Annotated in this window: 16 protein-coding genes; 8 read left to right on the top strand and 8 right to left on the bottom strand. The window is 65.4% G+C overall.

The window, feature by feature from the left end; all coding sequences use genetic code 11:
• Window positions 1–2: 2 nt before the first annotated feature.
• Window positions 3–1,259 (bottom strand): D-amino acid dehydrogenase, encoded by a 1,257-nt coding sequence (locus FJ956_RS08280; RefSeq protein ID WP_140673389.1) that lies wholly within the window; start codon window positions 1,257–1,259, stop codon window positions 3–5.
• Window positions 1,260–1,443: 184 nt separating this feature from the next.
• Entirely contained in the window at window positions 1,444–2,439 is a 996-nt protein-coding gene (galE, locus tag FJ956_RS08275; protein ID WP_140673435.1) for a UDP-glucose 4-epimerase GalE, read from the bottom strand.
• 331 nt (window positions 2,440–2,770) lie between these two features.
• Between galE and hemA the strand changes: the two genes are divergently transcribed.
• Window positions 2,771–4,048, top strand: coding sequence for a 5-aminolevulinate synthase (gene hemA, locus FJ956_RS08270; RefSeq protein WP_140673387.1), 1,278 nt, complete (start codon window positions 2,771–2,773; stop codon window positions 4,046–4,048).
• A gap of 11 nt (window positions 4,049–4,059) precedes the next feature.
• Here hemA and FJ956_RS08265 read toward each other — a convergent pair whose 3' ends face one another.
• Entirely contained in the window at window positions 4,060–5,226 is a 1,167-nt protein-coding gene (locus FJ956_RS08265; RefSeq protein WP_140673385.1) for a pyridoxal phosphate-dependent aminotransferase, read from the bottom strand.
• Window positions 5,227–5,337: 111 nt separating this feature from the next.
• Entirely contained in the window at window positions 5,338–5,757 is a 420-nt protein-coding gene (gene mscL / locus FJ956_RS08260) for a large conductance mechanosensitive channel protein MscL (protein WP_140673383.1), read from the bottom strand.
• 306 nt (window positions 5,758–6,063) lie between these two features.
• Here mscL and FJ956_RS08255 point away from each other — a divergent pair, with 306 nt between their 5' ends.
• A complete protein-coding gene (locus FJ956_RS08255) occupies window positions 6,064–9,549 on the top strand; it encodes a PAS-domain containing protein (RefSeq protein ID WP_140673381.1) in 3,486 nt (1,161 codons plus the stop codon).
• Between the two features lie 9 nt (window positions 9,550–9,558).
• Here the strand turns inward: FJ956_RS08255 and FJ956_RS08250 are convergent, their stop codons facing one another.
• Window positions 9,559–10,194, bottom strand: a complete 636-nt coding sequence (locus FJ956_RS08250; protein WP_140673380.1) for a TetR family transcriptional regulator — start codon at window positions 10,192–10,194, stop codon at window positions 9,559–9,561.
• Between the two features lie 83 nt (window positions 10,195–10,277).
• Here FJ956_RS08250 and FJ956_RS08245 point away from each other — a divergent pair, with 83 nt between their 5' ends.
• Window positions 10,278–10,934: an O-methyltransferase gene (locus FJ956_RS08245; RefSeq protein ID WP_140673379.1), complete on the top strand. Its 657-nt coding sequence runs from the start codon at window positions 10,278–10,280 to the stop codon at window positions 10,932–10,934.
• 119 nt (window positions 10,935–11,053) lie between these two features.
• Complete coding sequence (locus tag FJ956_RS08240) at window positions 11,054–12,307, top strand: MFS transporter (RefSeq protein ID WP_140673377.1); 1,254 nt, start codon at window positions 11,054–11,056, stop codon at window positions 12,305–12,307.
• Window positions 12,308–12,346: 39 nt separating this feature from the next.
• On the opposite strand, the gene FJ956_RS08235 is transcribed toward FJ956_RS08240, so the two are convergent.
• A complete protein-coding gene (locus FJ956_RS08235) occupies window positions 12,347–13,249 on the bottom strand; it encodes a LysR family transcriptional regulator (RefSeq protein WP_140673375.1) in 903 nt (300 codons plus the stop codon).
• Between the two features lie 157 nt (window positions 13,250–13,406).
• Between FJ956_RS08235 and FJ956_RS08230 the strand changes: the two genes are divergently transcribed.
• A complete protein-coding gene (locus tag FJ956_RS08230) occupies window positions 13,407–14,918 on the top strand; it encodes an MFS transporter (RefSeq protein WP_140673373.1) in 1,512 nt (503 codons plus the stop codon).
• 12 nt (window positions 14,919–14,930) lie between these two features.
• Here the strand turns inward: FJ956_RS08230 and FJ956_RS08225 are convergent, their stop codons facing one another.
• Window positions 14,931–15,590 (bottom strand): response regulator transcription factor, encoded by a 660-nt coding sequence (locus tag FJ956_RS08225; RefSeq protein WP_140673433.1) that lies wholly within the window; start codon window positions 15,588–15,590, stop codon window positions 14,931–14,933.
• 137 nt (window positions 15,591–15,727) lie between these two features.
• Window positions 15,728–16,162: a hypothetical protein gene (locus FJ956_RS08220; RefSeq protein WP_140673371.1), complete on the bottom strand. Its 435-nt coding sequence runs from the start codon at window positions 16,160–16,162 to the stop codon at window positions 15,728–15,730.
• Between the two features lie 111 nt (window positions 16,163–16,273).
• Here FJ956_RS08220 and FJ956_RS08215 point away from each other — a divergent pair, with 111 nt between their 5' ends.
• Genes FJ956_RS08215 through FJ956_RS08205 form a run of 3 tightly spaced genes read left to right on the top strand, consistent with a single transcriptional unit; the run spans window position 16,274 to window position 18,683 of the window.
• Entirely contained in the window at window positions 16,274–16,621 is a 348-nt protein-coding gene (locus tag FJ956_RS08215) for a DUF952 domain-containing protein (protein WP_181170089.1), read from the top strand.
• Window positions 16,618–17,691 carry a quinone-dependent dihydroorotate dehydrogenase gene (locus FJ956_RS08210; protein ID WP_140673367.1) on the top strand — a complete coding sequence of 358 codons (1,074 nt, stop codon included), beginning with the start codon at window positions 16,618–16,620 and terminating at the stop codon, window positions 17,689–17,691. Before FJ956_RS08215 ends, FJ956_RS08210 begins: the two co-directional genes overlap by 4 nt.
• Window positions 17,664–18,683, top strand: coding sequence for a cysteine synthase family protein (locus FJ956_RS08205; protein ID WP_246671975.1), 1,020 nt, complete (start codon window positions 17,664–17,666; stop codon window positions 18,681–18,683). Before FJ956_RS08210 ends, FJ956_RS08205 begins: the two co-directional genes overlap by 28 nt.

Below are 18,683 nucleotides of genomic sequence, written 5' to 3'. Positions count from 1 at the left end.
GCTCAGCGCGTCGTCCCGTAGAGCAATCCCTGCGGATCGATCTGCGGCTTGCGGCCGGCAACGACGTCGGCGAGGAACTGTCCCGAGCCGCAGGCCATAGTCCAGCCGACATGGCCGTGGCCGGTGTCGAGGTAGAGGTTGCGGTATTTCGCCTGGCCGATCACCGGCACCGAGTTCGGCATCATCGGCCTCAGGCCAGCCCACAGCACGGCCTTCTTCTCGTCGAATGCGCCCGGGAAAAGATCCTTGCCGGTTTCCAGGATGGTCCTGAAATCACCGGGCTTGAAGCTGCGGTCGAAGCCGGTGAATTCGGCCGTCGAGGACATGCGCAGGCGATTGCCGAGCCTCGAATAGCCGATCAGCCGGTCCTCGTCGGCGCCGCCCATGGTCGGCCCCTTGCTTTCGTCTTCCAGGGGAATCGTCGCTGTATAGCCCTTCACCGGATAGACCGGCAGGTCGATGCCGTAGCGGCGGCCGAGCAGGCCGCTTTCCGGCCCCATGGAGATGACGACCGCGTCGCCGGTAACCGGCCCGGCCGAGGTCATGACGGCGCGCACCCGATCGCCCTCGATGTCGAGGCCCTGGATGGTCGTGCCGAACAGGAATTTGACGCCGAGCTTTTCGGCGGCATAGGCGGCGAGATTGTCGGTGAACTGCTTGGAATCGCCGGTCTGGTCGATCGGGGAATAGATGCCGCCGGCGATCTTTTCCTTCACGCCGGCAAGCCCTGGCTCCAGCTCGACCAGACGCTCGCGGCCGACGATCTCGATCGGCAGGCCGTGCTCGCCGAGATAGCGGTAATTGTCGGTGCCGGTGTCGAGGCTCTTTTGCGATCGGAAGAAGTAGAGGATGCCCTTCTTGCGCTCGTCGTAATGGATGCCGGTCGCCTCCGACAGTTGATTGATGCACTCGCGGGAGTGGAGCGCGAGCCTCAACTTGACGTTGGTGTTGGCGCGCAGCCGGGTCACCGTGCATTCGCGCAGGAAGCGCAGGCTCCAGGCGTAGAAATAGGGATCGAGGCGCAGCCTGACCTTGATGCCGAGGTCGTGGTTCCAGAGCGCGCGCAAGAAGGTCTTCAGCGCGGCAGGCGAGGCCCAGGCGGTGGCGTCGCCCGGCGAGACCAGGCCGGCATTCGACTGGCTGGTGCCGCGCGCCGCCGCCTCGTGGCGCTCGATCACCGTCACCTCATGACCGTCCTTTGCCAGATAATAGGCGGCCGCCGTGCCAACCACGCCGGCGCCGAGAACCAAGACCTTCATGCCGTCCCCTCAGGATCGAACAGGGCAGCGCGCCTCCGCGCACCGCTGCATGAGGCTCAATACCGCGTCTAAAGACGACGGACGAGCCCTTGGCCCAACAGCTCAGTTTCATCACGCAATTCCGGAGGGAAGGCTACGGCGAAGTCGCCGAACCCAACCGCTACACACTTTTCCCGGGAATTACTCAGGTTCGAACGGAGTTCTTGGTCGTCAGGATGCGTTCCCAGGCCAGCGCATCGTTGACGATCAAGTCGAGATCGTCACGCTGCGGCGTCCAGCCGAGTTCCTTGCGGGCAAGCTCGGAATTGGCGACCACGGCGGCGGCGTCGCCCGGCCGGCGGTCCCCCATGCGCACATCGAAGTCATGGCCGAAGGCGCGGCGCACGCTGTCGATCACCTCCAGCACCGAATAGCCGTGGCTGTAGCCGCAATTGGCGACGAGGCTCTCACCACCGGCGCGCAGCCGCTGCAGCGCCAGCCGGTGCGCGGCGGCGAGATCGCTGACATGGATGTAGTCGCGCATGCAGGTGCCGTCCGGCGTTGGATAGTCCTTGCCGAAGACCTGCATGAAGGGGCGCTTGCCGAGCGCGGTCTCGCAGGCGACCTTGATCAGATGCGTGGCGCCGGGCGTCGACTGACCGGTGCGGCCCTTTGGATCGGCGCCGGCGACGTTGAAATAGCGCAGCGCCGTGTAGCGGATGTCGTGCGCTAGGGCGGCATCGCGCAGCATCCACTCGCTCATCAGCTTGGAGAGGCCATAGGGCGATTCCGGCGCAAGGCGGGCATCCTCACGCACTGGCTCCAGCCCGGCGCCGCCATAGACGGCGGCGGTGGAGGAGAAGATGAAATGCGGCACGCCTTCGCGCACCGCGGTTTCGATCAGCGTGCGGGTCTTGCAGGTGTTGTTTTCGTAGTAGCCGAGAGGGTCGGCGACCGATTCCGGCACCACGATCGAGCCGGCGAAGTGGATGATGGCGTCGACCTTGTTGTCGCGGATGATCCGGCCGACCAGGTCGCGATCGGCGACATCGCCGACGACGAGCTTCGCCTCGGGCGCCACCGCCCATTCGAAGCCGGTGGAAAGCCGGTCGAGCACCACGACGCTCTCGCCGGCGTCCAGCAGCTCCCAGACCATGTGGCTGCCGATATAGCCGGCACCGCCCGTCACCAAAACCGTCATCATCTACCTCGCTGATCAAGATTTATCGGAAACTGTCTCAACAGCCACCGTGCTGGAAACCCCGCCGCAAGCCCGTTAAAGCCGATGTCGTTCGCCCAAACCGCTGTGCACTTTTGGGCGATATGCATTGGCCTCCTTATAATGTTAACTCCGTAACAGTTCCTCCCGTCCGAGGCATCGTACTGAAACAAAGCTGCTTCAAACAGCCGGGAATAGGCCACGATCCGGCATCGTTAGGAACAGGGTAAAGGCGTGGCATTTTGACCGGTTGGGTGCGGTGGACGCGGCATGGGGCAGTGACTATTATTCGCCGCAAAATTGGGAAGTGGACATGAATTACCAGCGGTTCTTCGAAGATGCGATCGACCAGCTCCACGCCGAGCGTCGCTACCGCGTTTTCGCCGACCTGGAGCGCATGGTGGGCAAGTTCCCGCGTGCCATCTGGCGTTCCAACGGCCGCGCCCAGGAAATCACTGTATGGTGCTCCAACGACTATCTCGGCATGGGCCAGAACGCGGATGTGATCGCCGCCTTCCAGAACGCGGCCGGCAAGATGGGTTCGGGCGCCGGCGGCACCCGCAACATCTCCGGCACCTCCAACCCGCTGGTCGAGCTCGAGCATGAGCTCGCCGACCTGCACGACAAGGAAGCAGCCCTTGTCTTCACCTCTGGCTTCGTCTCCAACGAGGCCTCGATCTCGACGATCGCGCGGCTGCTCCCCAACTGCCTGATCATCTCGGACGAGCTCAACCATGCCTCGATGATCGAAGGCGTGCGCCGTTCGGGCGCGGAAAAGAAGATCTTCCGCCACAACGACGTCGCGCATCTGGAAAGCCTGCTGCAGGCGGCGGGCCGCGAACGCGCCAAGCTGATCGTCTTCGAAAGCGTCTATTCGATGGACGGCGACATCGCGCCGATCAGAGAGATCGTCGAGCTCGCCGAGCGCTACAATGCCATGACCTATATCGACGAGGTCCATGCCGTGGGCATGTACGGACCGCGTGGCGGCGGCATCACCGAGCGCGAAGGCCTGGCCGACCGCCTCGACGTCATCCAGGGCACGCTGGCCAAGGCGTTCGGCACGCTGGGCGGCTACATCACCGGCACCAGTGCTGTCATCGACGCCGTGCGTTCCTATGCGCCGGGCTTCATCTTCACCACCGCGCTGCCGCCGGCCATCGCCGCCGCGACCACCGCCTCTATCCGCCACCTCAAACGCTCGCAGGCCGAGCGCGACGCGCAGCAGCGCCAGGCGACGCGCACCAAGCAGGTGCTTGCCGCCGCCGGCTTGCCGGTGATGGAATCGGCCACCCATATCGTGCCGGTGCTGGTCGGCGACCCCGAGCTTTGCAAGATGGCCAGCGACCGCCTGCTCGGCGTGCACGGCATCTACATCCAGCCGATCAACTATCCGACCGTGCCGCGCGGCACCGAGCGGCTGCGCATAACGCCGACGCCGTTCCATTCGGACGCGCTGATCGCCGAATTGCAGGATGCGCTGGTCGAGACCTGGGATGCGCTGGGCATTCCCTATGCCAGCTCCGGCCGTCCCGCTGTCGCCAAGACCGATCGGATCATTCCGCTGCTGGTGCCGAAGTCAGGCGGCTGAAGCCGCCTCGCTTACACCGTCTTCATCCATTTCGCCAGGCGATGCGCCGCTTCCTCGAGCTGATCGAGGCGGCGATGGAAGCATAGTCTGAGGAAAGCTTCGCCGCCGGGGCCGAAGGCGGTGCCAGGCGCCAAGCCGACATTGGCGTTGTCGACGATGTCGAAGGCGGCGGTTCGGGAATCGGTGATGCCGTCGACCCTGAAGAACAGGTAGAAGGCGCCCTGCGGTACAGTGAAACGCGCCTTGCCGGTTTCGCCCAGAATGCCGCAGACGAGATCGCGGGCGGCACGCGCGCGCTCCACCTGTTCGGCGATGAAGCCGTCGCCCTCGTCAAGGGCGGCGACCGCGCCGCGCTGCATGAACTGGGCGACGCCCGAGGTCGAGTACTGGATCAGGTTCTCGAACACCTGCTGCAGAGCGGGATGGGTCTTGATCCAACCGACGCGCCAGCCGGTCATCGCCCAGTTCTTGGAGAAACTGTTGACGAACAGGATACGGTCGTCGGCCGTGGCGATGTCGAGGAAGGACGGCGCGCGGCCATGGCCGTAGTGGAACAACGAATAGATCTCGTCGGCAATGATCCACAGGCCCTTTTGGCGGGCGAGATCGAGGATCGCCTGGAGCGTCTCCTTGTCGGCCGTCCAGCCGGTCGGGTTGGACGGCGTGTTGATGAACAACAGCTTCGTGCGCGGCGTGATCGCGGAGGCGATCTTGTCGACGTCGCAGGACCAGCCATTGCCGGACTGGTCGAGGGTGACCGGCACCGGCACGGCGCCCGCCACGCCGGCGGCCGCGGCGAAATTCGGCCAGGCCGGCGAGAGATAGATCACCTCGTCGCCGCTGCCGGCGATCGCGTCGATGGCCAGCTGGATGGCGTGCATGCCGGATCCGGTGACGATGAACTCTTCTTCGGCGAAGGTCCTGCCGAAGTGCCTGGCGTAGTAGCGGGCGAGCGCCTGCCTGAGCGCGGGAATGCCCTTCTGCCAGGTATAGAACGTCTCGCCGTCGGCCAGCCCCTTGGCAGCGGCATCGCTGATGAAGGAAGGCGTCGGTAAATCGCCCTCACCGGCCCAGAGCGGGATCAGGCCTTCGCGCAGGCGGCCGTGATTGACGACGGCGACGATGCCGCTTTCGGGCGCCGCACGGGCTTCGGTGCGCAAGGTCTGGATCAGGGTCATGCAAGAATCCGTCCGGTTTTTCGTGACTGCTAGCCTCTTTTACGACAGCCGCAAACAGAAAACCCCGGCCGCAAGCGGCCGGGGTTTTGGTCCAGGGCGCTCGTTGCGGAGTTACCGTTTCGCGAGCAGGTCGCGGATTTCGGTCAGCAGCGCGACATCGGCGGGCGGGGCCGCGGCGGCGGCCGGCTTCTCGCGCTCCAGCCGCTTGCGCAGATTGTTCACCGCCTTGACCATCAGGAAGATGATGAAGGCAAGGATCAGGAAGTTCAGCACGACCGTGATGAAGCTGCCATAGGCAAAGACCGCGCCTTCTTTCTTGGCATCGGCCAACGCGGTCGAATGGACGTTCGAGGACAGCCCGAAGAAGTAATTGTTGAAGTCCAGTCCGCCGAAGATCGCGCCAACGATCGGCATGATGATGTCGTTGACGAGCGAATCGACGATCTTGGAGAAGGCGGCGCCGATGATGACGCCGACGGCCAAGTCCATCACATTGCCCTTGGAAATGAATTCCTGGAATTCTTTGAGCATTCGACCCTCCTTGCCATGACGGGCCGCGCTGCCGCCTCACCCATGTCCTTCGGCACCAGCCCAGGCTCACAATAACAAAAACCCCCGGTTGCAAAACCGGAAAAAGGGCTAAGGCACCGGTTTGTGTTTACGCGGCGTCATCAAGCACATATGCGCCGAAAGCCGCGATGGACTCACGCTTGGAGCTGTGATTGCGTTGTAAGAACCGGATAAGGAACCGGCTTCAAGTCAAGAAACAGAGCATGATGTCGCCCGAAAACCGCTCCCCACTTTTCGGCATCATGCTCCAGGGAGGAAGTGCGGACCGTGTTAGGCTGGTTCGTCGTCATCATCGCGATCGCCTATGTGACGCTGCTTTTTGCCATCGCCAGCGTCGGCGACCGGCGTGCGGCAACCGCCGGCTTCGGTCGCGCGCGTCCCTTCATCTACGCGCTCAGCCTTGCCATCTATTGCACGTCCTGGACCTTCTTCGGCTCGGTCGGCCTGTCCTCCGAGCGCGGCCTCGAATTCCTCGGCATCTACACCGGCCCGGTGCTGGTCTTCGTGTTCGGCTTCCCGCTGCTCAGCCGCATGATCCGGCTGGCAAAAAGCGAGAAGATCACCTCGATCGCCGACTTCCTCGGCGCGCGCTACGGCAAGAGCTTCACCGTCTCGGCGATCGCGACGCTGATCGCGACCATCGGCGCGGTGCCCTATATCGCGCTGCAGCTGAAGGCGATCTCGGGCTCCGTCAGCCTGATGGTCGAGCACTATACCGGCTCGCCGCCCTCCTTCGATCCGTTCGTCAGCGATATCTCGCTCGTGGTGGCGATGCTTTTGGCGCTGTTCGCGGTGCTGTTCGGCACCCGCCATGCCGACGCCACGGAACATCAGGACGGCCTGGTGCTCGCGGTGGCGGTCGAGACCGTGGTCAAGCTCGCCGCCTTTCTCGCGATCGGCCTGATGGTGACGTTCCTGATCTTCGGCGGGCCCGGCGACATGTTCGCCAAGCTCGCCGGAAACGGCCAGGTGCGCCAGGCCATGAGCTACAGCACCTCTCTGGCCACCTGGCTGGTGCTGACCGGCCTGAGCGGCTTTGCCGTGCTGATGCTGCCGCGGCAGTTCTACGTGACCATCGTCGAGAACCGCAGCGAGGCGGAGTTGCGCACCGCGACCTGGGTGTTCCCGCTCTACCTCGTGGCGATCAACCTCTTCGTGCTGCCGATCGCCTTTGCCGGCCTGTCGCTGGTCGGCGCCAGGACCAGCAGCGACCTCTACGTGCTGTCGCTGCCGCTGCTCAGCGGGCATGACCTGCTGGCGATGGCCGCCTTTGTCGGCGGCCTGTCGGCGGCGACCGCTATGGTGATCGTCGAGAGCGTCGCGCTGTCGATCATGATCTCGAACGATCTCGTCATCCCGCTGTTCGTGCGGCGCGTGCTCAAGACCAGTTCCTCGGAGAACGAGGACTGGTCGACGCTCATCCTCAATGTGCGCCGCGCCTCGATCTTCATCATGCTGTTCATCGCCTTCCTCTATTATCGCGAGAGCACTAATAGCGCGCGGCTGTCGTCGATCGGCCTGATGTCGTTTGCCGCGATTGCGCAATTCTCGCCCGCGCTGATCGGCGGCCTGATCTGGCGCCGCGCCAATGGCCGGGGCGCCGCGCTCGGCATGGTCGCCGGCATCGCCGTCTGGGGCTACACGCTGCTGCTCCCCTCGCTCGTCGGTCCCGCTTCCGACATCGTCGCCCACGGCCTGTTCGGCTTCGAGGCGTTGAGGCCGCAGGCGCTGTTCGGCACCGTCGGCGAGCCGCTGAACCATGGCGTGCTGTGGAGCCTCTCGGTCAACGCGCTGTTTTTTGTCCTCGGCTCCCTCTCCCGCGCATCCGTGCCGCTGGAGCGCATCCAGGCGGCGATCTTCGTGCCGCGCGAGGCAGGCCCGATGCCCAGCCTCAGACGCTTCCGCACCGCCGTCACCGTCAACGACCTGAAGGACACGATCTCGCGCTATCTCGGCGTCGAGCGCACGGAGCGCTCGTTCCAATCCTTCGAGAGGGACGCGAAGGTCTCCCTGCACGGTACCGAACAGGCCAGCATGGATGTCATCCGCTTCTCGGAGCAGTTGCTGGCGAGCGCCGTCGGCTCGTCCTCGGCGCGGCTGATCCTGTCGCTGCTGTTCCGCCGCAACGACCGCGACTCCAAGGATGCCTTCAAGCTGCTCGACGACGCCACCGAGGCGCTGCAGCACAATCGCGACCTGCTTCAGATCGCGCTCGACCAGATGGAGCAAGGCATCACCGTCTTCGATCGCGATTTCCGACTGATCTGCTGGAACCGGCAATACCGGCTGCTGTTCGACCTGCCGGACGAGATGGGCCAAGTCGGCGTCTCGCTCGACCGGATCCTGCGCCATCTCGCCGAGCGTGGCGACATCCCCGCCGACCAGCGCGTGACGACGCTCAACCGGCTGACCAGTTTCGCCGGCCCGTGGCAAATGGAGCTGAAGACCAGCGGCCGCATCCTGGAGCTGCGCTCCAACCCGATGCCCGACGGCGGCATCGTCGCCACCTATGCCGACATTTCCGGCCGCGTCGAGCAGGACCTGGCGCTGAAGCGGGCCAATGAATCGCTGGAGCAACGGGTCAAGACCCGCACGATCGAGCTCACGCGCGTCAACGAGGAACTGGCGCAGGCGCAGATGCTGGCCGAGGAAGCCAATCTCGGCAAGACGCGCTTCCTGGCCGCCGCCGGTCACGACATCCTGCAGCCGCTCAACGCCGCCCGGCTCTATTGCTCGTCGCTGATCGAGAAGGCGGGCAAGGGACCGGCCGGCAAGGCCGCGATCAATATCGAATCCTCGCTGGAATCGGTCGAGACCATCCTCGGCGCCGTGCTCGACATCTCGCGGCTCGACGCCGGCGCCATGAAGCCCGAGAACGCCGCCTTCAACCTCGGCGGGCTGCTCGGCCAGATCGGCAACGATTTCCGCCCGCTTGCCGCTGAAAAGAAGCTCGAGCTCACGATCATCCCATCCTCGCTAGGCGTCATGACCGACCGGAACCTTTTGCGCCGGCTGATCCAGAACCTCGTTTCCAACGCCATCAAATACACGCGCCAGGGCCGCATCCTGGTTGGAGTGCGGCGACGCGGCGAACTGGCCGAGATCCAGGTGATCGACACCGGCATCGGCATTGCCGGCGACAAGCTCAACACGGTCTTCCACGAGTTCACGCGCCTCGACGAGGGCGTGCGCGAGGCCGAAGGCCTTGGCCTCGGGCTCTCCATCGTCGACCGTATCGCCAGGGTACTGAGGCTCGAGATCCGCATCTACTCCAACCCCGGCAGGGGCACGCGTTTTTCCGTCATCCTGCCGGTCGCGGCGGTCGCCGCGCCGCCGCGCGAAACCGGCAAGGCGCCGGCCCGCTCCGCCTCGACGCTTGCCGGGCTCAATGTGCTGTGCATCGACAATGACGCGCGCATCCTCGACGGCATGCGGCTGCTGCTCGAAGGCTGGGGATGCCATGTCGAGACGGCTTCGGGATCAGGCGATCTCTTGAAGCTCGGCGCGCCGAAACCGGACCTGGTGCTTGCCGACTATCATCTCGACGGCGGCACCGGGCTCGATGCGATCGCCACGCTGCGCGCCGCCTACGGACAGGACCTTGCCTGCGTGCTGGTCACCGCCGACCGCTCGAGCGAGGTGCGCGCGGCTGCCGGCCGGCTCGACATTCCGGTCGTCAACAAGCCGCTGAAGCCGGCGGTGCTGCGCTCGATGATGGCGCGCGTCAGGCCGCTGGCGCCGGCGGCGGAATGACCTCAAAACTCAGCCGCGATGGCCGAGACTTAGGAGATAGGCGCAGAACATGCCGGCGAGCGCATCGGAATAGGCTTCGATCTCATCGGCCATTCGCTCCTTTTCCGAAAAATCCGCCCCCACGGCGCTCAGCGTCTTCATGATCAACGTGCCAGTCATGGCGCGGACAGCAGCAGAAGCATCGGGCAGCACTTCCCGCAGGAAGGCCTCGACCGTGCGGTCGGCCATGGCCTTTGCCTCCTGCGCCTCAGGCGCATCCCGATAGAGCGGCGCCGCGTCGTTCAGCGCGCCGCGCACCGCCGCCTCCGCGCATTCGGAGCGGATGAAGGCGTGAACCAGCGTTCTTATCCGTTCGAGAGGCGATAGCTCGGCGTTTTCGAGAATGCCGCACAAGAGCTCGGTCGTCTGGTGCCATTCGTCGCTTTGCAGGCGGAACAGAAGCGCGGCCTTGTTCGGGAAATATTGGTAGAGCGAGCCGACGCTGACGCCGGCTTTTTCGGCGACGCGCGTGGTGGTGAAACGCTGCGCCCCCTCGCTCGCCAAAACCTGAGCAGCCGCCTGCAGAATCGCCGCGACAAGCTCGGTGGCGCGCGCCTGTTTTGGCTGTTTTCGGGTGGAAATTGAAGGGCTTGAGCGTTGGATCATGGTCGCTCGCCGAAATGCGAATTGGAAACCTGAAGGATTATTCGTATTTTTCGAAGCAACACAAGAACCCGCCGGAGACAGCCATGACAACCTTGACCGGAACCACGCTCGCGCCCTTGCTCAGCCGCCTGTTCGAGGAGGCCAATTCGGCGACCAGCCCGGCGATCGCCCGGTACTCGCGCGAGGAACGGACGCGCCTGCTGCACAGCAAGACCGAATATCGCCAGTTCTACGGCAGCCTGAAGGATCTTTGGCTTGCGGTCTCGCCGGAGACCGGCACGCTGCTCTACATGCTGGCGCGCAGCACCGGCGCGCGCATCATCGTCGAGTTCGGCACTTCGTTCGGCATCTCGACGCTCTATCTTGCCGCGGCGCTGCGCGACAATGGCGGCGGCCGGCTGATCACGACGGAATTCGAGCCGTCGAAGGTAACGCGGGCCAAGGCCAATCTGACCGAAGGCGGCCTCATCGACCTGGTGGAGATCCGCGAGGGCGACGCGCTGGAAACGCTCAGCACGGACCTGCCCGACCGGATAGACCTTCTGCTGCTCGACGGCGCCAAGGCGCTCTATCCGGAGATATTGGGCCTGGTCGAGAGCCGGCTCAGGCCCGGCGCGCTGGTCATCGCCGACAATGCCGACTTCTCGCCCGAATATCTGGAGCGAGTGCGCGCGCCGGCCGGCGGCTATATGTCGACGCCGTTCGGCGACGACGTGGAGCTGTCGATGCGGCTCAACTGAGGCCTGTTCGAAATTACCCCATGCTGTCCGTCGGGCAGCCGTAGGCGTTTACGTCAACCAACGCGCAATCCCGGCCTTCGGGCCCCTGGCCTTCGAGCCTTTGACGCGTAGGTGACATCATGACCATCCTCCCATCGTCCTGGCGCGGGCTGCCGCGCCCGGCCCTGCTCGGCCTCTTCCTGTTCTTCTGCGCCGGTTTCGCCGATGGCGCGCTGGTGCCTTTCTTTCCGCTCTGGGCGAGCGGCGAGGCGAACATCCCGGTCGGCGCGATCGGCCTTTTGTTTGCCTGCTATGCCGGCGGCGAATTGATTGCCGCGCCGCTGATCGGCGGCATCGCCGACCGGATCGGCCGGCGGCCGGTGCTGATCCTGTCCTCGCTCGGCGTCGGTTGCGGCTTCATCGCGCTGTTCTTCGTGCACGGCGTCGCCGCCAGCGCGGCCGTGCTGCTTTTGACCGGCATGTGCGAGTCGGTGCTCCACCCGACCATCCTCACCGCCATCGCCGATGTGACGGAGCCTTCCGCGCATCCGCGCTGGTTCGGCATGGCAAGGGTGAGCTCGAGCGCCGGACAGATCCTCGGACCGGCCTGCGGCGCGCTGCTGGCGCTTGTTTCGCTCGGCAGCGTGTTCCTGGCCGGCGGCGCTATGCTCATCCTTGGCGGGATCGTCATGCTCATCGCATTTGCCGATACGGACGGACATGCCGCAGTCGACACTGATGGCGCGGAGGAAGAGGAAGGCCTGTCGGCACTGCTGCCGGCCTTCCGCGACGGCCGCCTGGCGAAGCTGCTCGCCTGGGTCGTGCTGTTCGAGATTTCCGGCAACTGGATCGAGGCGGTGATCCCGCTCTATGCGCAGGACGCCGGCACGCTCAGCCCGTCCGGTGTCGGCGCGCTGTTTGCCTATGCGGCCGCGCTGACGGTCGGTTTGCAGATGCTGGTGAGCCGGCTTGCCGAGGCGCGATCGGCGCTTTGGCTGGCAGCCGGCGCCGGCACCTCGACCATCGCCGCCTTTGCGCTGCTGGCGACCTCGCCGGCGATGATCTCGCTCATTGCCGCCGTCAGCCTGTGCGCGGTGGCGCAGATGCTGGTCGGGCCGCTGGTGCCGACCGCCGTCAACGCGCTCGCGCCACCGGCGCGGCGTGCCTCCTACATGGCCGCCTCGTCCGTGGCGGTCGACCTCAAGGACTCGCTCGGGCCGTCGATCGGCACGGCGCTCTATGCGCTTGCGCCAAGGCTGCCCTGGATCGCCGGCATTCCGCTGGTGGCGATCGCCTCGCTCGGCCTTGGCGCCGCGATCGGGCGGGCGCGAAGCTCGGCGGATACCGCCGACGACGATGCGATGCCGGGCTCGGCCGTCGAGAACTATCGCTGAGCCTGCAGCATCGCGGCCAGGACCTTGCGGACGGCGGCCTCAGATGGAGCTGTCGGCCATTTGCGAATTGCGGAAGCGGGGCCGCGCGCCACTGGCCGCCGGACGATGCTCGCGAAACGCCATGGCAAGGGTGCGCAGCGCCTCGCGCGATTGCGGATCGGAGAGCGTGGACAGCAGCAGGATCTCCGACGCCGGCAGCGGCGGCAGGCCGAATTTGCGGCTGACCTCGATGGTGCCAGGCGGGGCGAGCCGGCAGGAGAAGACCGCCGCGGCAAGGCCTGCCGAAACGGCTTCCGCAACGGCGAAGGAACCGCAGCCCAGGAAGACCTGCGTCCAGGGTATGCCGACCGCGTCGAGCGCGCCGGTGACGATGTCGCGGATGCTACAGGAGGGCGCGGAGGCCGCCAGCCGCAGCGGCTCGCCGGCGCGGTAGACGAAATCGGGCGTGGCGTACCAGCCGAAATGCTCGGGCGCCAGCACCTCGCCGTCGCGGCGGTCGTCTTCACGCCGCACGATCGCGGCGTCGAGCTCGCCACGATCGAAGGCGGCGAGCAGGTCGCGCGAATCGTCTAGCCGCACCTCGATGGTCAAGGCCGGATCATGCGCGCTGAGCCGCGCCAGCAAGGTCGGCACCTCGGCGCCGCCGACATGGGTGGCGATGCCGAGCCGGAAATGGCGGCGGACGGCGGTCAGGCTGGCGACGGCGCGGTCATGGGCGGCAAGCAACTCGCGCGCCGGCTCCAGGAACACCGCGCCGCGCGCCGACAGGCGCACCAGCCGCGGCGTCCGCTCGATCAGTCTCTCGCCGATCCGATCCTCCAGCCGCTTCAGCTTGACGCTGATCGCGCCCTGAGTGCTGCCGAGGGTTTCGGCGGCACGCGTGAAGCTGCGCAGGTCGGCGACGGCGACGAAGGTTCTTATCGCATCTACGTCCAGCGTCATGTCAGCTATCCTGTTTTGTTGTCATTGAAATAGCCAACCATGCAATTTTAAAATGATCAAGCCTGCCCTAACTTGGGTTGAGCGCGGTAGCGGCGAACGACCATCCGGTTTCGCCCTGCCCCAAGAAACTCGAGACCGAACTTCGAGAGGCTTGACCATGACACCTGTCCTCACCCGCCGGGGCATCGTCGTTCTGTTTGCCGCATGTCTCGCCTGCCTGATGTTCGGGCTGGAGATATCGAGCGTCCCGACTATCCTGCCGACGCTGGAACAGGTGCTCAACGCGGACTTCAGGCAACTGCAATGGGTGATGAACGCCTACACGATCGCCGTCACCACCGTGCTGATGGCGGTCGGCACCATTGCGGATCGTTATGGGCGCAAGCGCGTCTTCCTGGCCTCGATCGCCGCCTTCGGGCTCACCTCGCTGATCTGCGGCCTGGCGGGCAACATCTCGACGTTGATCGTCGCGCGGTTTCTGCAAGGGTTGAGCGGCGGCGCGATGCTGATCTGCCAGCTCGCCGTGCTGTCGCATGAATTCCAGGAAGGCCGAGAGCGCGCCGTGGCCTGGGGCTGGTGGGGCGTCGTCTTCGGCATCGGCCTCGGCTTCGGCCCGATCATCGGCGGCGGCATCGTCGCCGTCTCGAGCTGGCAGTGGGTGTTCCTCATCCACGTGGCGCTTGCGATCGTCGCCTTCGCGCTTGCCTTGGGCGGCGTCCATGAATCGAAGGATCCGCAGGCGGGCAGGCTGGACCTCGCCGGCATCCTGACACTGTCGCCTGCCGTTTTCTGCCTCGTCTTCTACATCACGCAGGGACCGGAGCTTGGCTTCGCCAGCCCAGCCGCCCTGGCGATCCTTGGCCTGTCGATCGCGAGCTTCGTCGCGTTCCTGATCGCCGAAAGGGTCAGCAAGCGGCCGATGTTCGACTTTTCGGTGTTCCGCATCCGCCCGTTTTCCGGCGCGATCGTCGGCTCGGCGGCAATGAACCTCAGCTATTGGCCGTTCATGATCTATCTGCCGATCTGGTTCCATGCCGGATTGGGCCTGGACAGCTTCGCCACCGGCCTTGCCCTGCTCGCCTATACGCTGCCGACGCTGGTCATGCCGCCTTTGGCCGAGCGGCTGTCGCTGCGCTACCGGCCCGGCGTCATCATCCCGGCAGGGCTCGCGATCATCGGCATCGGCTTCTTCCTGATGAAGTGGGGCAGCACTGCTGCCCATGCCAGCTGGCTGACCATGCTGCCGGGTTGCCTGATCGCGGGCGCCGGCCTTGGCATCACCAACACGCCGGTCACCAACACCACCACCGGCTCGGTTTCGCGGAACCGCGCCGGCATGGCATCGGGCATCGACATGAGCGCGCGCATGATCTCGCTCGCCGTGAACATCGCGGTGATGGGCTTCATCCTGGCGAGCGGTGTGCTCTCGCATCTCATGGCGGCGCTGCCCGATCTCGACAGCGCAAGGCTCTATCAATTCGCCGAGGCGATCGCGGCCGGCAATCCTGTGCCGGGGTTGCAGGACAAGGTCGTGCATGATGCGCTCGCGAACGGCTTTGGCTGGGTGATGCTCTATGGCGGCATCGGCGTCTGGATCATGGCGGCGGTCGGCTTTGCCGTCTTCAGGGCACGACCGGCGCGGCAGGAGGCGGTTCAGCGCCCGGACTGAACCGGATGCCGGTCAGCCGACCGGCTGCAGCGGGTCGCCGCCGATCTTCGAAAGCTGGATGACGGCCTGGGTGCGACTGTCGACGCCGAGCTTCTGCAGGATGGCCGAGACATGCGCCTTGATGGTGGCTTCGGAAACGCCGAGCTCATAGGCGATCTGCTTGTTGAGCAGGCCCTCCGCCAGCATGCCGAGCACCCGCGTCTGCTGCGGCGTCAGCGCCTGCAGCCGCTTGATCAGGTCGGAGATTTCCGGATCGCGCTCGACGCCCAGCTCGACGCCGGTGGGCGCGGCGATATCGCCGGCAAGCACCGCCTGCACGGCGCCGCGTATCTCTTCCATGCTCGCCGATTTGGAGATGAAGCCGGAAGCGCCGAGATCGAGCGCGCGGCGGATGGTGACGGGATCGTCATGCGCCGATACCACCACCAGCGGCACCGCCGGATGGATGCCGCGCAGCGAGATCAGGCCGGACAGGCCGCTGGCGCCCGGCATCGACAGGTCGAGCAGCACCATGTCGACATCCTCGTTGGCGAGCACCAGCGCCTTGGCGCTTTCGAAATCCCCGGCCTCATGGATGGCGGCGACGTCACCGATGCCGGCCAGCGCCTCCTTCAGCGCGCCGCGAAAAAGCGGATGGTCGTCGGCAATGACGAAAGTGTGGCCCGACGGCAAATATTCCTCCCCCGATCCCATCATCATTGTGTGCTTCTTGCGGGGACCGGAACGATTATGCGGGGACGCCGCGCGTTTTCAAGCGGCAAAGGGCGCGCGCGGGATTTTCCCCAGGATGGCTCGGCCGCGCCCCCGGTTCAGGTCTTCTGATTCAGCTTGGTGCCGCCGTCGCCATCGTCCTTGTCCATGTCCTTGACGATGTCCTTGAAGGTACGGAAGAACTGCTGCATGTAGCCGAGCGACTTGTTGAAATCCTCCTGACTGGGCAGGTTGGATTCCAGCCGGGCCGAGAGCGAGTTCTCGAGCTTGGCGACGCGCGTGTCGAGCGCCTTGACCGAATTGTCCAGCCGGTCGATCTCGTCCTGGTAGGCAGCGCGCTCGTCGGCGGCCATCTTGCAGACGAGCTGGCCGGAGCGCTCCTCGCAGATCGACATGGCGCCGGTTCGGGTGTCCATGCGGACATAACCGTCGGCGGACTTCTCCAAGCGGTAGTGGTCGGTCTCCTCGGAATAGGCGGAAGCGGCAACCAGCGAGCAAAGCGCCGCGGGGATCAGGATGTGCTGCAGACGCATATTGTCCTCCATGAGCCAGTGAAGGCGGGCTATCACAGGTTTGCGCCGGAAATGGGGAAGAGTCGAGCTTCGAGCCTTCCCCCTACCTTCGGTTCGGACTATAGCGCGACAATGTCTCAGATTATCTACAAGATCGCGCCCAAGGCGCTTTGGCGCGAAGCCGAGAGGAACGGACGCTTCACCGGCGCGCCGATCGACATCGCCGACGGCTTCATCCATTTCTCCACCGCCGGTCAGGTGCGCGAGACGGCGGCCAAGCATTTCGCTGGCCAGGCGGACCTGCTGCTGATCGCCATCGACGGGGCAAAGCTGGGCGAGGCGCTGAAATACGAGGTGTCGCGCGGCGGTGCCTTGTTCCCGCATCTCTACGCCGCGCTCGCTCTCGATGCCGTTCTCTGGGTGAAACCGCTGCCGCACGGCGCCGGCGGCCACGAATTCCCGGCGCTGGAGGGCGAATGAGCGTGCTCGACCGGATCGGCCAGAAACTGCTTTTCTCGTTCGATCCGGAAACCGCGCACGGCCTGTCGATCTCGGCGCTGCGCTGCGGGCTTCCGGTTGGCGGGACCGCGCCGCGCGACGCGCGGCTCAAGCTGAGCCTCTGCGGGCTCGACTTCCCGAACCCGCTCGGCATGGCGGCCGGCTACGACAAGAACGCCGAAGTGCCGGACGCGCTGCTTGGGCTTGGCTTCGGCTTCGCCGAGGTCGGCACCATCACGCCGCTGCCGCAACCCGGCAACCCGAAGCCGCGTATTTTCCGGCTGACGGCGGACGAAGCGGTGATCAACCGGCTGGGCTTCAACAATGAAGGCCACGCGGCCGCCGAAAAACGGCTTGCCGCGCGCAAGGGCCGTCCAGGTATCGTCGGCGTCAACATCGGCGCCAACAAGGACAGCGCCGACCGCATCGCCGACTATGAGCGCGGCGTCGCCCGCTTCGCGCAACATGCCTCCTATCTGACGGTCAACATCTCCTCGCCCAACACGCCAGGCCTTCGCAACATGCAGGCGCGCGAGCAGCTCGGCGAATTGCTGTCGCGGGTGATGGCCGCGCGTGCGGACGCGTCGGCGCAGCCGCCGGTTTTCCTCAAGATCGCGCCGGATCTCGTCGAGGCGGAACTCGAAGACATCGCCGCCGAGGTCGCCGAGAAGAAAATCGACGGCGTCATCGTCTCCAACACGACGCTGGCGCGAACCGGGTTGCGGAGCGCGACCGCGGCCGGCGAAGCCGGCGGCCTTTCGGGCAAGCCGCTGTTCGGGCGTTCCACCGCTGTGTTGGCCCGCATGCGCAAGCTGCTCGGACCCGACATGGCCATTATCGGTGTCGGCGGCGTCGATTCCACCGAGGCCGCATTGGAAAAGATCCGCGCCGGCGCCGACCTCGTCCAGCTCTACACCGGCATGGTCTATGCCGGCCCGGCGCTGCCGGGGCGCATCGTTGCCGGCATGGCGCGCTTTGCGGAGAGGGAAAACCTCAAATCCATCGGAGAGCTGCGCGACACCGGTTGCGCAAGCTGGTCCGAACGACTCTGAGAGTTCCCACCAAATCAGGAGGACAAACGATGGCCGAAATTCTGGACTCCGTCGTGGACTCGATCGGTGGAACGCCATTGGTCCGGCTCGACAGGCTGACGGCGCAGGCGGGCGTCGACGGCGCAATCCTCGCCAAGCTGGAATATCTCAATCCGGGCTTTTCGAAGAAAGACCGTGCGGCGCTTGGAATAATCGAGGAGGCCGAGAGATCCAGCGCCATCAAGCCGGGCCAAACTGTGGTCGAGCTTACCTCCGGAAACATGGGCACGGGGCTCGCCATCATCTGCGCCGTCAGGGGTTACCCCTTCGTCGCGGTGATGTCGAAGGGCAACTCCGAAGAGCGTGCACGCATGATGACGGCGCTCGGCGCGGAAGTCATCCTCGTGGACCAGCTGCCGGGGTCGGTGCCGGGGCAGGTCTCGGGTGGCGATCTGGCGCTCGTCGAGCAGGCCGCCAAAGCGGTTGCGGCGGAACGTGGCGCGTACCGCGCCGACCAGTTCCATCGCGACGGGAACTGGCTTGCGCATTATCACGGAACCGGGCCGGAAATCTGGGACGCCAGCCATGGCGCCGTCGATGCTTTCGTCGACTTCATCGGCTCGGGCGGCACATATGCCGGGGTGGCAAGGGCGCTGAAGGAACGCAACCCTCTGATCAAGTGCTTCATCGTCGAGCCCGAGGGCGCCGCGGCAGCCGCGGGAGAGACGGTCACCCAGCCCGAGCATCCCATTCAAGGCGGCGGTTACGCCATGCCGGACCTGGCATTCCTGAACAACGCGCCCGTCGATGGTTATCTTCAGGTTTCCGGCGATGAAGCACGCGAGGCTACGCGCCTGCTCGCGCGCAGCGAAGGTATCTTCGGCGGCTTCTCCTCGGGAGCGAATGTGGCCGCCGCGCTGCGCCTCCTGCGCGGCGACCAATCCGGCAAGACGATCGCTGTCGTGATTTGCGACTCCGGCCTGAAGTACCTTTCGACCGATCTCTGGAGCTGA

Source organism: Mesorhizobium sp. B2-4-3 (assembly GCF_006442815.1).
Classification (GTDB): Bacteria; Pseudomonadota; Alphaproteobacteria; order Rhizobiales; family Rhizobiaceae; genus Mesorhizobium.
This window is presented reverse-complemented; position numbering and strand designations above follow the sequence as displayed.